Source organism: Pseudomonas sp. BCA17 (genome assembly GCF_004519405.1).
Lineage (GTDB): Bacteria > Pseudomonadota > Gammaproteobacteria > Pseudomonadales > Pseudomonadaceae > Aquipseudomonas.
The window spans coordinates 344,462-356,784 of record NZ_SGWI01000005.1 but is presented as its reverse complement, the minus strand read 5'-3'; the positions used below and the strand labels follow the sequence as shown (position 1 = coordinate 356,784).

Sequence of the window (12,323 nt, the reverse complement as noted above, 5' to 3'; positions counted from 1 at the left end):
CTTTGACTGCCAACCCGAGATTGCCAATACTCATGGCATATTGAGGCCACCCGCACGGAACAAGGAATGACCCTTTGAAGCTGGAACTCAAAAACAGCTTGTCGGTGAAGTTGCTACGGGTTGTGCTGCTGTCGGCATTGATCGTGGGCGTGGCTTTAAGCGTGGCGCAGATTGTGTTCGACGCCTACAAGACACACCAGGCCGTGGCGGGCGATGCCCAACGCATTCTCGACATGTTTCGCGACCCCTCGACTCAGGCCGTCTATAGCCTGGACCGCGAGATGGGGATGCAGGTCATCGAGGGTCTGTTCCAGGACGACGCCGTGCGCATGGCCTCCATTGGCCATCCCAACGAAACCATGCTCGCGGAAAAAAGCCGCGCCTTGCAGCAATCGCCTACCCGTTGGCTGACCGACCTGATTCTTGGACGGGAACGCACCTTCACCACCTCATTGGTCGGCAAAGGCCCCTACAGCGAATATTACGGCGACCTGAGCATCACCCTGGACACGGCCACCTACGGCAAAGGCTTTATTGTCAGTTCGGTGATCATCTTTATTTCCGGCGTGCTGCGCGCCCTGGCCATGGGCCTGGTGTTGTACCTGGTTTATCACTGGCTGCTGACCAAACCGCTGTCGCGAATCATCGAGCATTTGACCTCAATCAACCCGGACCGGCCCAGCGAACACAAAATCCCCCAGCTCAAAGGCCATGAACGCAATGAGCTGGGGTTGTGGATCAACACGGCCAACCAGTTGCTCGAGTCCATCGAGCGCAATACTCACCTGCGTCACGAAGCCGAATCCAGCCTGCTGCGCATGGCCCAGTACGACTTCCTCACCGGCCTGCCGAATCGTCAGAAGTTGCAGGAGCAGTTGGACAAGATCCTGATCGACGCCGGCCGCCGCCAACGCCGTGTGGCGGTGCTGTGTGTCGGGCTGGACGACTTCAAGAGCGTCAACGAACAGTTTACCTACCAGGCCGGCGATAAATTGCTGCTGGCGCTGGCCGACCGTCTGCGTGCCCACAGCGGCCGCCTCGGCGCACTGGCCCGCCTGGGTGGCGATCAGTTCGCGCTGGTTCAAGCCGATATCGACCAGCCTTACGAGGCGGCCGAGCTGGCACAAAGCATCCTGGACGACCTGGAGGCGGAATTCGCCCTCGACCAGGATCAGATCCGCCTGCGCGCGACCATCGGCATCACGCTGTTCCCGGAAGACGGCGACAGCACCGAGAAGCTGCTGCAAAAAGCCGAACAGACGATGACCCTGGCCAAGAGCCGCTCGCGCAACCGCTATCAGTTCTATATCGCCAGCGTCGACAGCGAAATGCGCCGCCGCCGCGAACTGGAAAAAGACCTGCGCGAGGCCCTGAGCCGGGACCAATTCCACCTGGTGTATCAGCCACAGATCAGTTACCTCGACCATCGCGTGGTCGGCGTAGAGGCGCTGATACGTTGGCAGCACCCGGAACACGGCCTGGTGCCACCGGATCTGTTTATCCCCTTGGCGGAACAGAACGGTACGATTATTCCGATTGGTGAATGGGTACTCGACCAGGCATGCCGGCAGTTGCGCGAATGGCACGACCTGGGCTTCACCACGCTGCGCATGGCGGTCAACCTGTCCACCGTGCAGTTGCACCACACCGAGCTGCCGCGGGTGGTCAACAACCTGATGCAGATCTACCGCCTGCCACCCCGCAGCCTGGAGCTGGAAGTCACCGAGACCGGCCTGATGGAAGACATCAGCACCGCCGCCCAGCACTTACTGAGCCTGCGGCGCTCAGGCGCGCTGATCGCCATCGATGACTTCGGTACCGGCTATTCGTCGCTGAGCTACCTGAAAAGCTTGCCTTTGGACAAGATCAAGATCGACAAGAGCTTCGTCCAGGACCTGCTCGACGACGACGACGATGCCACCATCGTGCGCGCCATCATCCAGTTGGGTAAAAGCCTGGGCATGCAGGTGATTGCCGAGGGCGTTGAAACCATCGAGCAAGAGGCCTACATCATCTCCGAGGGTTGCCATGAGGGCCAGGGTTACCACTACAGCAAACCACTGCCGGCGCGTGAGTTGGTGGCCTATTTGAAACAGTCCGAACGCAACAATGCAGCGATTCACTGACCGGGCAAAGCGATACCAAATATTTCCCGCGTATAACCCTTTACACAAAATGCAAATCTTTCGCATTATGTCGCAGTTTTGCGCGCCTCGCGTGCCCCATCAATAACCGAAGCAGGATGTTCGCCATGATTCGTATGCCCCTGGCCACCGCCAGTCTGCTGGCCCTTGCCATTTCTCTCGCCGGTTGCGGCGAAGGTAAAGACAAGGCGGCCGCACCTCAAGCACCCGCAGCCGCCAGCACCACCGCACCTGCGGCGGCTCCGGCAGGCCAGGTCGACGAGGCTGCCGCCAAGGCTGTGGTCGCGCATTACGCCGACATGGTATTCGCGGTGTACAGCGACGCCGAATCCACCGCAAAAACCCTGCAAACCGCAATCGACACCTTCCTCGCCAACCCGAACGACGAAACCCTGAAAGCGGCCCGCACCGCGTGGATCGCCGCCCGTGTCCCATACCTGCAGAGCGAAGTGTTCCGTTTCGGCAACACCATCATCGACGACTGGGAAGGCCAAGTGAACGCCTGGCCTCTGGATGAAGGCCTGATCGACTACGTCGATAAATCCTACGAGCACGCCCTGGGCAACCCTGGCGCCAACGCCAATATCATCGCCAACACCCAGATCCAGGTCGGCGAAGACAAGGTTGACGTCAAGGACATCACTCCGGAAAAACTCGCCAGCCTCAATGAACTGGGCGGTTCCGAAGCCAACGTCGCCACCGGCTACCACGCCATCGAATTCCTGCTCTGGGGCCAGGACCTCAACGGTACCGGCCCAGGTGCAGGCAACCGCCCGGCGTCGGACTACATGACCGGCGACGGTGCCACCGGCGGCCACAACGAGCGCCGTCGCACCTACCTGCGCGCCGTTACCCAATTGCTGGTCAGCGACCTCGAAGAAATGGTCGGCAACTGGAAACCCAACGTCGAAGACAACTACCGCTCCACCCTGGAGTCGGAACCTGCGACCGACGGCCTGCGTAAAATGCTGTTCGGCATGGGCAGCCTGTCCCTGGGCGAGCTGGCCGGTGAGCGCATGAAGGTTTCCCTGGAAGCCAATTCGCCGGAAGACGAGCAGGATTGCTTCAGCGACAACACCCACAACTCGCACTTCTACGACGCCAAGGGCATCCGTAACGTCTACCTGGGTGAGTACACCCGCACCGACGGCACCAAGATGACCGGCGCCAGCCTGTCGTCCCTGGTGGCCAAGGTTGACCCGGCGGCCGACGCAGCGCTGAAGGCTGACCTTGCCGCCACTGAAGCGAAGATCCAGGTCATGGTCGATCACGCCAACAACGGCGAGCACTACGACCAGCTGATCGCCGCGGGCAATGACAAAGGCAACCAGATCGTGCGTGACGCGATTGCGGCGCTGGTCAAGCAGACCGGCTCGATCGAAGCCGCCGCGGGCAAGCTGGGCATCAGCGACCTGAACCCGGATAACGCCGATCACGAGTTCTGATCTGTGCCGAGTTGATCAAGGCGACCTTCGGGTCGCCTTTTTCATGTGCGGTTTACATGCCCTGCACCCTAGGTAGAATGGCGCCTCTGCCCTGTCACCCGAGCGAACTTCATGGCGTTGCCGACCCTACGCATCATCGGTTTCATCATCGGCATCTTCCTGATCACCCTTGCAATCGCCATGGTCGTCCCGATGGCGACACTGGTGATCTTCGAACGCACCGGCGACCTGCCCTCGTTCCTGTGGGCCAGCCTGATCACTTTTCTCGCGGGCCTGGCCCTGGTTATCCCCGGCCGCCCCGAACATGTCCATCTGCGCCCCCGGGACATGTATCTGCTGACGGTCAGCAGTTGGCTGGTGGTGTGTATCTTCGCCGCGTTACCGTTTTTGCTGACCCAGCACATCAGCTACACCGACTCGTTTTTTGAAAGCATGTCCGGCATCACCGCTACCGGTTCCACCGTATTGAGCGGCCTGGACAGCATGTCCCCGGGCATCTTGATGTGGCGCTCGCTGCTGCACTGGCTGGGCGGCATCGGCTTCATCGGTATGGCGGTGGCGATTCTGCCGCTGTTGCGCATTGGTGGCATGCGCCTGTTCCAGACCGAATCCTCGGACCGCTCGGAGAAGGTCATGCCGCGCTCGCACATGGTGGCGCGGCTCATCGTGGCGACTTATGTCGGTATCACCATCCTTGGCAGCCTGGCGTTCTGGTGGGCCGGAATGGGCTTGTTCGACGCGATCAACCACGCCATGTCGGCGATTTCGACCGGGGGGTTCTCCACCTCCGACGAATCCCTGGCCCACTGGAAACAACCCGCGGTGCATTGGGTGGCGGTGGTGGTGATGATCCTCGGCAGCTTGCCGTTCACCCTGTATGTGGCCACGTTGCGCGGCAACCGACGGGCACTGATCAAGGACCAGCAGGTGCAAGGCTTGCTCGCGTTACTGATCGTGACCTGGCTGGTGCTGGGTACCTGGTACTGGTGGACCACGGACTTGCATTGGCTGGATGCGCTGCGCCATGTGGCTGTAAACGTTACCTCGGTGGTCACCACCACCGGCTTTGCACTGGGGGACTACAGCATCTGGGGCAACTTCTCACTGATGCTGTTCTTCTACCTGGGCTTTATCGGCGGCTGTTCGGGCTCCACGGCCGGCGGGATCAAGATCTTCCGCTTCCAGGTCGCCTATATCCTGCTCAAGGCCAACTTGAACCAGCTGATTCACCCCCGGGCGGTGATCAAGCAAAAGTACAACGGCCATCGCCTCGACGAAGAAATCGTGCGTTCGATCCTGACGTTCTCGTTTTTCTTCGCCATCACCATCTGTGCCATCGCCCTGGCCCTGTCGCTGCTGGGCCTGGACTGGATGACCGCGTTGACCGGCGCGGCCAGCACGGTATCGGGCGTCGGCCCGGGCCTGGGCGAAACCATCGGCCCGGCCGGCAACTTCGCCAGCCTGCCGGATGCGGCCAAGTGGATCCTGTCGCTCGGCATGCTGCTGGGGCGGCTGGAGATTATTACAGTGTTTGTACTGTGTATCCCGGCGTTCTGGCGTCACTGACCTTCGACGCCTGCAGCAGCCGCGTACGGTATTCACCGGGCGTGGCGTCGAACCAGCGACGAAACGCGCGAAAGAAATTGCTGGGGTCGGCAAACCCCAGCAGGTAGGCAATTTCCAAAAGGGTCATGCTCGGCTGCGCCAGGTATTGCTCGGCGAGTTCGCGACGCGTGTCGTCGAGCAAGGTCTGGAAACTGGTGCCCTCCTCCTGCAGACGCCGCTGCAAGGTGCGCTGGGACAGATGCAGGGTCTGGGCCACCGCGTCACGCTTGGGCTCGCCTTGGGGCAACAGACGACACAGCACCTGACGGGCCTTGTGGGTCACGCGGCTCTCGGAAAACCGCGCCAGGTATTCACCGGCAAACCGATCGTGCAGCAGCGCCATGGCCTCGTTGGCCGTGGGCAACGGCGCATCCATGTCGGCCCGCTCGAAAATCAGCGCGTCGTAGGGCGCATTGAACTCCAAGGGTGCGTGAAACGCTTGCTTGTAGGGCGCCAGATCAATCGGCTGGTCGCCTTGCAATAACACTTTACGCGGTTGCAGGGTGCGACCGGTGAGCCAGCCGCACAGCGCCAAAGCACAGGCCAGCGAGGCTTCGGCGCTCTGCCGGGTGGGCGGTAGATGGTCACCGTGCACAGTCAGAATCAGCGCATAACCTTCGGGCAACAGTCGGAAGCTCAGGTCGGCGCTTTCGGCGATGATGCGCTGGTAACGCACCAGGCGCATAAAGCCTTCGGCCAGCGTGTTGCTGGACATCAGCGCATAACCGGCCACATGAAACGACGCGGGGCGCACCACCTTGCCCATATTCAGGCCGATCGCCGGGTTGCCCGAGACCTCCACGGCCCGCTGCCACAGTCGGGTCATGGAGTCTTGCGGAAAGCGCGCATCTGGGTCACTGAGGGCGCTGTAGTCCAGGCCCAACTGCTTGAACAGCGCACGGCAATCCAGGCCGTCCATTTCCAACGACTTGACTATACCCATCGCCCAGCTTGCAGAAGTTGTTCGTTCGCTCATGGCGTCGTCTTATAGAAAGCGGGCTCATCCGGAAACCAGCGAGCCAAGGATACTAAAGTGGCATCTATTGTCACTGGCTGTTACCACTGATCACTCTAGACTCAAATACGCTACCCGCCGAACATCTGCCGAGCGGCATTACTGTCAGAGACTCAACCACTATGGAAAACGTCAAACAATTCAATAGCTTCGCCGAGTTCTATCCGTATTACCTGAGCGAGCACGGCAACAGCACCTGCCGGCGCCTGCACTTTATCGGCACGACCCTGGTGATCGGCATCCTGGCCTACGCCATCGGCCGTGGTTCGCTGGGCCTGCTGTTGGCCTTACCCGTCGCCGGCTACAGCTTTGCCTGGATCGGCCACTTCTTCTTCGAAAAGAACCGCCCGGCCACCTTTCAACACCCGTTTTACAGCCTGTTGGGCGACTTTGTGATGTACCGCGACATGATTCTGGGCAAGGTGCCGTTCTAATCACGCGACAGTTCATACGATGAAAGTTCATGCATACGACGACATAAAAATCTTTTTGTCATTTTCAGTGCTGTATCCTGCCAAGGCTTTTTGAGAGCGCGGAATCACCTGCGATTGAAAAAACAGACCTTGCGAGGAGCGACCCACATGCACGAGATACCTAATCTCCCCTTCCCAAGCCTGCACCCAACCGAGCAGCCAACACCGCAGCAGGCCAGCAACAAACAGCCTGAGGCCAAAGAAGCAAAACCAGTCGACAGCAAACGCCAGGGCTGAAGCCGTACCAGACCGTATGGAAAGCGCAATTCCAAGCGCTTTCCACACGGCCTGAATCACCCGAGATCCCCTCTATGACCGATACCCTCCCCGCTTCGCCCGACGCCGCTGTACTCGACGCTGCCTTGCAGATGGTCGAAGTCTGGAACCGCCTCAGCGCCGAAAAACAAGCGATGCTGCTCAAGCGCTTTGGTACCCAGGAAAACGCCCTGGCTGCCCTGGTAACCACGCAATTGCTGGCGCCGACCAAATCCTGACGTGTTCTTGATTCAGCCTTTTTGATATTAGCCGCCCCACTCGGCCCAAGCGCCGGTATCATTAGCAGCCTATCTTTACCTGCTGCGACAGTGGACCCCTCTCATGCCAGATAACCAGCGCCCCATGGCGGTCACGCTGCAAGTCGTTTCCATCGTGCTGTTCACTTTTATCGGCTACCTGAATATCGGCATTCCCCTGGCCGTATTGCCAGGCTATGTCCATAGTCAGTTGGGCTATGGCGCGGTCATCGCAGGTTTGGTGATCAGCGTGCAGTACCTGGCCACCCTGTTGAGCCGCCCGTACGCCAGCAAGATCATCGATAACCTGGGCAGCAAGCGCGCAGTATTGATCGGCCTGGTCGGCTGCGGACTGAGCGGCGTGTTCATGTTGCTTGCCGCCTGGTTCTCCAGCCTGCCGGCTGTCAGCCTGGGCAGCCTGCTGATCGGCCGATTGGTGCTGGGCAGCGCGGAAAGCCTGGTGGGGTCGGGTGCGATCGGCTGGGGCATCGGCCGGGTGGGTGCGCAGAACACCGCCAAGGTGATTTCCTGGAACGGCATTGCCAGCTACGGAGCCCTGGCCGTCGGCGCGCCGCTGGGCGTGTTGCTGGTCAGAAATTTCGGGCTGTGGAGCATGGGCGTCAGCATCATTCTGCTGGCAATCGTGGGCTTGCTGCTGGCTTGGAACAAAGTCGCCGCACCGATTGTGGCCGGTGTGCGCCTGCCGTTCATGAATGTGCTGGGCCGCGTACTGCCACACGGTTGCGCACTCGCACTGGGCTCGATCGGCTTTGGCACCATCGCCACCTTTATCACCCTGTATTACACCACCCAGCACTGGGATAACGCGGTGTGGGCCTTGAGCCTGTTCGGCGCCAGCTTTATCGGCGCGCGCCTGCTGTTCGGCAATCTGATCAACCGTATCGGTGGTTTTCGCGTGGCGATTGCCTGCCTCTCGGTGGAAGTCCTCGGCCTGCTGTTGCTGTGGCTGGCACCGAATGCCCATCTGGCCTTGGCTGGTGCGGCGTTGAGCGGGTTCGGCTTTTCACTGGTGTTTCCGGCGCTGGGCGTGGAGGCCGTCAACCTGGTGCCCGCGTCCAGCCGCGGGGCGGCGGTGGGGGCTTACTCGCTGTTTATCGACTTGTCGCTGGGCATCACCGGTCCCTTGGCCGGGGCGGTGGCGTCAGGCTTCGGCTTTGCCTCGATCTTCCTGTTCGCCGCCCTGGCCGCCACAGGTGGTTTGCTGCTGAGTGTGTACCTGTACCGCCAAGCGCCCAAGGCTCGTGAGACGCGGGACGCCTAGAAGTCGACCTTGCCACGCCCGGCCTTGATGCTACCGCGCTTGGTCTTGGATTCCAGCCTGCGCTTCTTGGAACCCAGCGTAGGCTTGGTCGGACGGCGTTTCTTCTCGACCTTGGTGGCGCTGAGAATCAGCTCCACCAGACGCTCCAGCGCATCCGCGCGATTCTGTTCCTGAGTCCGATATTGCTGGGCCTTGAGCACCAGCACGCCTTCGCTGGTGATGCGGCTGTCACGCAGCGCCAGCAACCGCTCCTTGTAGAAGTCCGGCAGGGACGACGCCGGAATATCAAAACGCAGGTGCACCGCGCTCGACACCTTATTGACGTTCTGCCCCCCGGCGCCTTGGGCGCGAATGGCGGTCAGCTCGATCTCGGCGTCGGGCAGGTGGACGGTGTTGGAAATCACCAGCATGAGCAGCAGGCACCTCTGAAGGGGAAGCCCAAGGATACGCGAATGCACCCTCACATAGGCCCTTAAGCAACAAACCCGGCACTTGGCCGGGTTTGCTTGATCACGCTTTACGCTTACTTCACCGCTGACACTGTCGCGTCCAACGCCGGCTGCGTACTGCGTTTGTGCTTGATGGCATAACACACCGCCATAAACGCCACCCACAACGGAATCGCATACACCGACACCCGGATACCCGGGGTCATCAGCATGATCACCAGGATGAACGCCACGAACGCCAGGCAGACGTAGTTACCGTACGGGTACCACAGCGCCTTGAACAACGGCACCTGGCCGGTGCGGTCCATGTGCTGGCGGAACTTGAAGTGGGAGTAACTGATCATCGCCCAGTTGATTACCAAGGTGGCCACTACCAGCGACATCAGCAGTTCCAGCGCATGTTGCGGGATCAGATAGTTCATCAGTACCGCCACCAGGGTGACCGCCGCCGAGGCGAGGATCGAACGCACCGGCACGCCGCGCTTGTCGATCTGCGCCAGGGCCCGTGGCGCATCGCCCTGCTCGGCCATGCCCAACAACATGCGGCTGTTGCAGTAGGTGCCGCTGTTGTACACCGACAGCGCCGCGGTCAACACCACGAAGTTGAGGATGTGCGCGGCAGTGTTGCTACCCAGCATCGAGAACACTTGCACGAAGGGGCTGCCGCTGTAGGGGTCGCCGGAGGCGTTGAGGGTCGCCAGCAGGCTGTCCCACGGCGTCAGCGACAACAGCACCACCAAAGCACCGATGTAGAAAATCAGGATGCGGTAGATCACCTGATTGATCGCCTTGGGGATCACCGTGCGTGGCTTGTCGGCTTCGGCCGCGGTAAAGCCGAGCATTTCCAGGCCACCGAAAGAGAACATGATGATCGCCATGGCCATCACCAGGCCGCTGACACCATTGGGGAAGAACCCGCCGTGATCCCACAGGTTGCTGACCGAAGCTTGCGGGCCGCCGCTGCCGCTGACCAACAGGTAGCAGCCCAAAGCGATCATGCCGACAATGGCCACGACCTTGATGATGGCGAACCAGAATTCAGCCTCGCCGAAGACTTTGACGTTAGCCAGGTTGATCAGGTTGATCAGCACGAAAAACGCCGCCGCCGAGACCCAGGTCGGGATCTCCGGCCACCAGTAATGCACGTATTTGCCGACAGCGGTCAGTTCCGACATGCCCACCAGAATGTACAGGATCCAGCAGTTCCAGCCCGACAGGAAGCCGGCGAAACCGCCCCAGTACTTGTGGGCAAAGTGGCTGAAGGAGCCGGCTACGGGCTCTTCAACAATCATTTCGCCGAGCTGGCGCATGATCATGAAGGCGATGAAGCCGCAGATGGCATAACCCAGGATCATTGACGGGCCGGCGGACTTGAGCACCCCGGCCGAGCCCAGGAACAGGCCGGTGCCGATGGCGCCCCCGAGGGCGATCAACTGGATATGCCGATTTTTCAGGCCGCGTTTCAGCTCGCCTGAAGAGGAATGGGGTCCACTCATGAAAAGGGTCTCACGCAAGGTTTGATGATGTTGAATGCACGTTGCTGTCTTGAATCTCGACTCAAGCAGCGCCGCTCAAACCCCAGCGCAGGCACCAGGAGTACAGCGTCGTTCTAACGGTCATGCGTCACCTGTTTGTTTTTATCTGTGACGAAATCGAACCCGTCCGGCTCGTGGCCGGGCGGAGTTATCAGGGGTGGTAAACCCTGAGGTCTTGGCCTTTTGCGTGGGTACGCAAGGGGGTCACAGTAAAACGCGGCGCATTGTACACCGCTCGACAGCTTGAGGCCGCCCCCGGCAAGCGGCCGCGACAATCTGTCAGAGATTCCTTACGGTCCAGCCGCGGGCCGAATTACCCGGAGCAACGCGTAAATATGTCGTTACACCCCGTAAAATCGGCGTTACAGCCAGCTCAATCTGTCATCTAACGGAAAATTGTCGGTAGGAAAAATCTGATCAATCGGTTCAGCCAGCCTGCTGTTTTTTCAAATAAAAGTTCAAGACCAAAAAAACAGAACAAAAAATTCAAATGAGACCGTGTCAATAAATTTTTTGCATTCTGAAACGCTCTCGCCTAGGTTCTTGGACTTGCCCAGCGAAGCCCGCTGGCAAGCCCGTTCTCAAACAACGTCCTCTAGGAGATACACCATGCAAGCACTGGAAAACGACCTGGAAACCGAACTGCAACTCGACGATTGGTTTGAAGCGCCGACCCATGAGGCCGCCGTTGAAATGATGCAAGCCGATGCCGTCGTGCCGTTCGGCACCGCGATGTGGCCTTTCTAAGAAACGGCAGGCATCCGGCAGGTGCCGTGCACGGCACCTGCCCCCCTTACCCAAGGCATCAAAGGACGTACGTCATGGACAAGGCCCGCGCCGTCGAACACTTTCTCTACTACCTCGCTCATCACCCGGCCCTGAACGGGCTGAACCGTCCTACCGTGCTGCTGGGCCATACCGAACGTTACGACGCCATCGCCCAGGCAATCACCCAAGGCAGCGCCGCCCGGTTCAATTTTCAGGTGCAGCGCCTGGACCTGGCCCCCAGCGAAGCCTTGGCCCAAGCCATTGAGGCCTGTGACCTCTACCTGTTTCTCTACGATTCTTCGACCCTGCCCAGCCCACGCGCCGAAGGCCCGGACTTTATCCGTGCCCTGCAAGGCGTAATGGCCGAACACTGGAAGAAATCCCTGTTGTTCAAGGATTATGGCGACTACTTCTACGACACCTTCAGTGTCGAGCCCCAACGCATCGCCGACCTCAACGCCACGCTGATCCGGCGCATGTCCGAGGCGCGCGTGCTGAGCTTTACCGACAAACACGGCTCACGCCTGGAAGCGCCGCTGAGCAGCATCAAGAAGTGGACCAATATCAACGGCGTGGGCAACCACGACTTGGCCCCCGGCGAAATCGCCACTCACAGCGAGGCCATTAATGGCCAAGTGCGTTTTGTCGGCACCTTTCTGAGCACCATCCCGTTCGCGCGCAAATATGGCGTGCTGGAATCACCTCTGGAACTGTGGATCGAGAACTCGACGATCTGCAGCGTGGCCAGCGACGTACCGGGGCTGGCGGATGATTTCAACAAGTACCTGAACGCCAACCCGTCGAACCGGCGTGTCGAGGAGTTGGGGATTGGGACCAACGAAGGCGTGAAGGACCTGTATGCGCGCAATGCCGGGTTTGAAGAACGCCATTGCGGGTTGCACCTGGGCCTGGGTGGCGGACAAAAAGGCAGCCATCACCTGGATCTGATATTCGCCAGTGGGGTGCTGGCGCTGGATGACAAGCCGGTGTTCGATGGCGCTTTCGCCTTCTGATGCTTGATTCCCCCCCACATTATTGAGCCTGTTTTAAAGTAAAAAAAACGCCAACCCTAGGGTTGGCGTTTTTGTGCAGCGC

The 12,323-nt window shown here is 60.0% G+C and carries 12 protein-coding genes; 8 read left to right on the top strand and 4 right to left on the bottom strand.

Annotated features, from left to right (window positions below; translation table 11 throughout):
• Positions 1-74 precede the first annotated feature (74 nt).
• The 3 genes from EXW71_RS20205 (at position 75) to EXW71_RS20195 (ending at position 5,155) form a co-directional block, all read left to right on the top strand.
• Positions 75-2,126, top strand: a complete 2,052-nt coding sequence (locus EXW71_RS20205; RefSeq protein WP_134660091.1) for a bifunctional diguanylate cyclase/phosphodiesterase — start codon at positions 75-77, stop codon at positions 2,124-2,126.
• A 125-nt stretch (positions 2,127-2,251) separates the two neighbouring features.
• Entirely contained in the window at positions 2,252-3,589 is a 1,338-nt protein-coding gene (locus EXW71_RS20200) for an imelysin family protein (protein ID WP_134660092.1), read from the top strand.
• Positions 3,590-3,700: 111 nt separating this feature from the next.
• A complete protein-coding gene (locus EXW71_RS20195; RefSeq protein WP_123715676.1) occupies positions 3,701-5,155 on the top strand; it encodes a TrkH family potassium uptake protein in 1,455 nt (484 codons plus the stop codon).
• On the opposite strand, the gene EXW71_RS20190 is transcribed toward EXW71_RS20195, so the two are convergent.
• Positions 5,112-6,170: an AraC family transcriptional regulator gene (locus EXW71_RS20190; RefSeq protein ID WP_134660093.1), complete on the bottom strand. Its 1,059-nt coding sequence runs from the start codon at positions 6,168-6,170 to the stop codon at positions 5,112-5,114. The genes EXW71_RS20195 and EXW71_RS20190 overlap by 44 nt on opposite strands.
• Before the next feature lie 161 nt (positions 6,171-6,331).
• Between EXW71_RS20190 and EXW71_RS20185 the strand changes: the two genes are divergently transcribed.
• Positions 6,332-6,643 carry a DUF962 domain-containing protein gene (locus EXW71_RS20185; protein ID WP_123715678.1) on the top strand — a complete coding sequence of 104 codons (312 nt, stop codon included), beginning with the start codon at positions 6,332-6,334 and terminating at the stop codon, positions 6,641-6,643.
• Positions 6,644-6,670: 27 nt separating this feature from the next.
• On the opposite strand, the gene EXW71_RS28825 is transcribed toward EXW71_RS20185, so the two are convergent.
• Positions 6,671-6,979: a hypothetical protein gene (locus EXW71_RS28825; protein ID WP_167659659.1), complete on the bottom strand. Its 309-nt coding sequence runs from the start codon at positions 6,977-6,979 to the stop codon at positions 6,671-6,673.
• A gap of 14 nt (positions 6,980-6,993) precedes the next feature.
• Here EXW71_RS28825 and EXW71_RS20180 point away from each other — a divergent pair, with 14 nt between their 5' ends.
• Both EXW71_RS20180 and EXW71_RS20175 read left to right on the top strand, forming a co-directional pair.
• A complete protein-coding gene (locus tag EXW71_RS20180) occupies positions 6,994-7,176 on the top strand; it encodes a hypothetical protein (protein ID WP_123715679.1) in 183 nt (60 codons plus the stop codon).
• A 103-nt stretch (positions 7,177-7,279) separates the two neighbouring features.
• The gene (locus EXW71_RS20175; RefSeq protein ID WP_134660094.1) at positions 7,280-8,476 is read left to right on the top strand and encodes an MFS transporter; all 1,197 of its coding nucleotides are present in this window, start codon (positions 7,280-7,282) and stop codon (positions 8,474-8,476) included.
• Here EXW71_RS20175 and arfB read toward each other — a convergent pair.
• Positions 8,473-8,886, bottom strand: a complete 414-nt coding sequence (arfB, locus tag EXW71_RS20170; protein WP_123715681.1) for an alternative ribosome rescue aminoacyl-tRNA hydrolase ArfB — start codon at positions 8,884-8,886, stop codon at positions 8,473-8,475. The genes EXW71_RS20175 and arfB overlap by 4 nt on opposite strands.
• Positions 8,887-8,999: 113 nt before the next feature.
• Entirely contained in the window at positions 9,000-10,421 is a 1,422-nt protein-coding gene (locus tag EXW71_RS20165) for an amino acid permease (protein WP_134660095.1), read from the bottom strand.
• Positions 10,422-11,069: 648 nt separating this feature from the next.
• Between EXW71_RS20165 and EXW71_RS28820 the strand changes: the two genes are divergently transcribed.
• Positions 11,070-11,207, top strand: a complete 138-nt coding sequence (locus EXW71_RS28820) for a hypothetical protein (protein ID WP_003175756.1) — start codon at positions 11,070-11,072, stop codon at positions 11,205-11,207.
• A 74-nt stretch (positions 11,208-11,281) separates the two neighbouring features.
• Positions 11,282-12,241, top strand: a complete 960-nt coding sequence (locus EXW71_RS20155) for a leucyl aminopeptidase (RefSeq protein ID WP_134660096.1) — start codon at positions 11,282-11,284, stop codon at positions 12,239-12,241.
• Positions 12,242-12,323 lie beyond the last annotated feature (82 nt).

Coding starts and splice junctions, on each gene's coding strand:
- EXW71_RS20200 (WP_134660092.1), top strand. CDS start 2,252: ATGATTCGTATGCCCCTGGCCACCGCCAGTCTGCTGGCCCTTGCCATT.
- EXW71_RS20195 (WP_123715676.1), top strand. CDS start 3,701: ATGGCGTTGCCGACCCTACGCATCATCGGTTTCATCATCGGCATCTTC.
- EXW71_RS20190 (WP_134660093.1), bottom strand. CDS start 6,170: ATGAGCGAACGAACAACTTCTGCAAGCTGGGCGATGGGTATAGTCAAG.
- EXW71_RS20185 (WP_123715678.1), top strand. CDS start 6,332: ATGGAAAACGTCAAACAATTCAATAGCTTCGCCGAGTTCTATCCGTAT.
- EXW71_RS20180 (WP_123715679.1), top strand. CDS start 6,994: ATGACCGATACCCTCCCCGCTTCGCCCGACGCCGCTGTACTCGACGCT.
- EXW71_RS20175 (WP_134660094.1), top strand. CDS start 7,280: ATGCCAGATAACCAGCGCCCCATGGCGGTCACGCTGCAAGTCGTTTCC.
- arfB (WP_123715681.1), bottom strand. CDS start 8,886: ATGCTGGTGATTTCCAACACCGTCCACCTGCCCGACGCCGAGATCGAG.
- EXW71_RS20165 (WP_134660095.1), bottom strand. CDS start 10,421: ATGAGTGGACCCCATTCCTCTTCAGGCGAGCTGAAACGCGGCCTGAAA.
- EXW71_RS28820 (WP_003175756.1), top strand. CDS start 11,070: ATGCAAGCACTGGAAAACGACCTGGAAACCGAACTGCAACTCGACGAT.
- EXW71_RS20155 (WP_134660096.1), top strand. CDS start 11,282: ATGGACAAGGCCCGCGCCGTCGAACACTTTCTCTACTACCTCGCTCAT.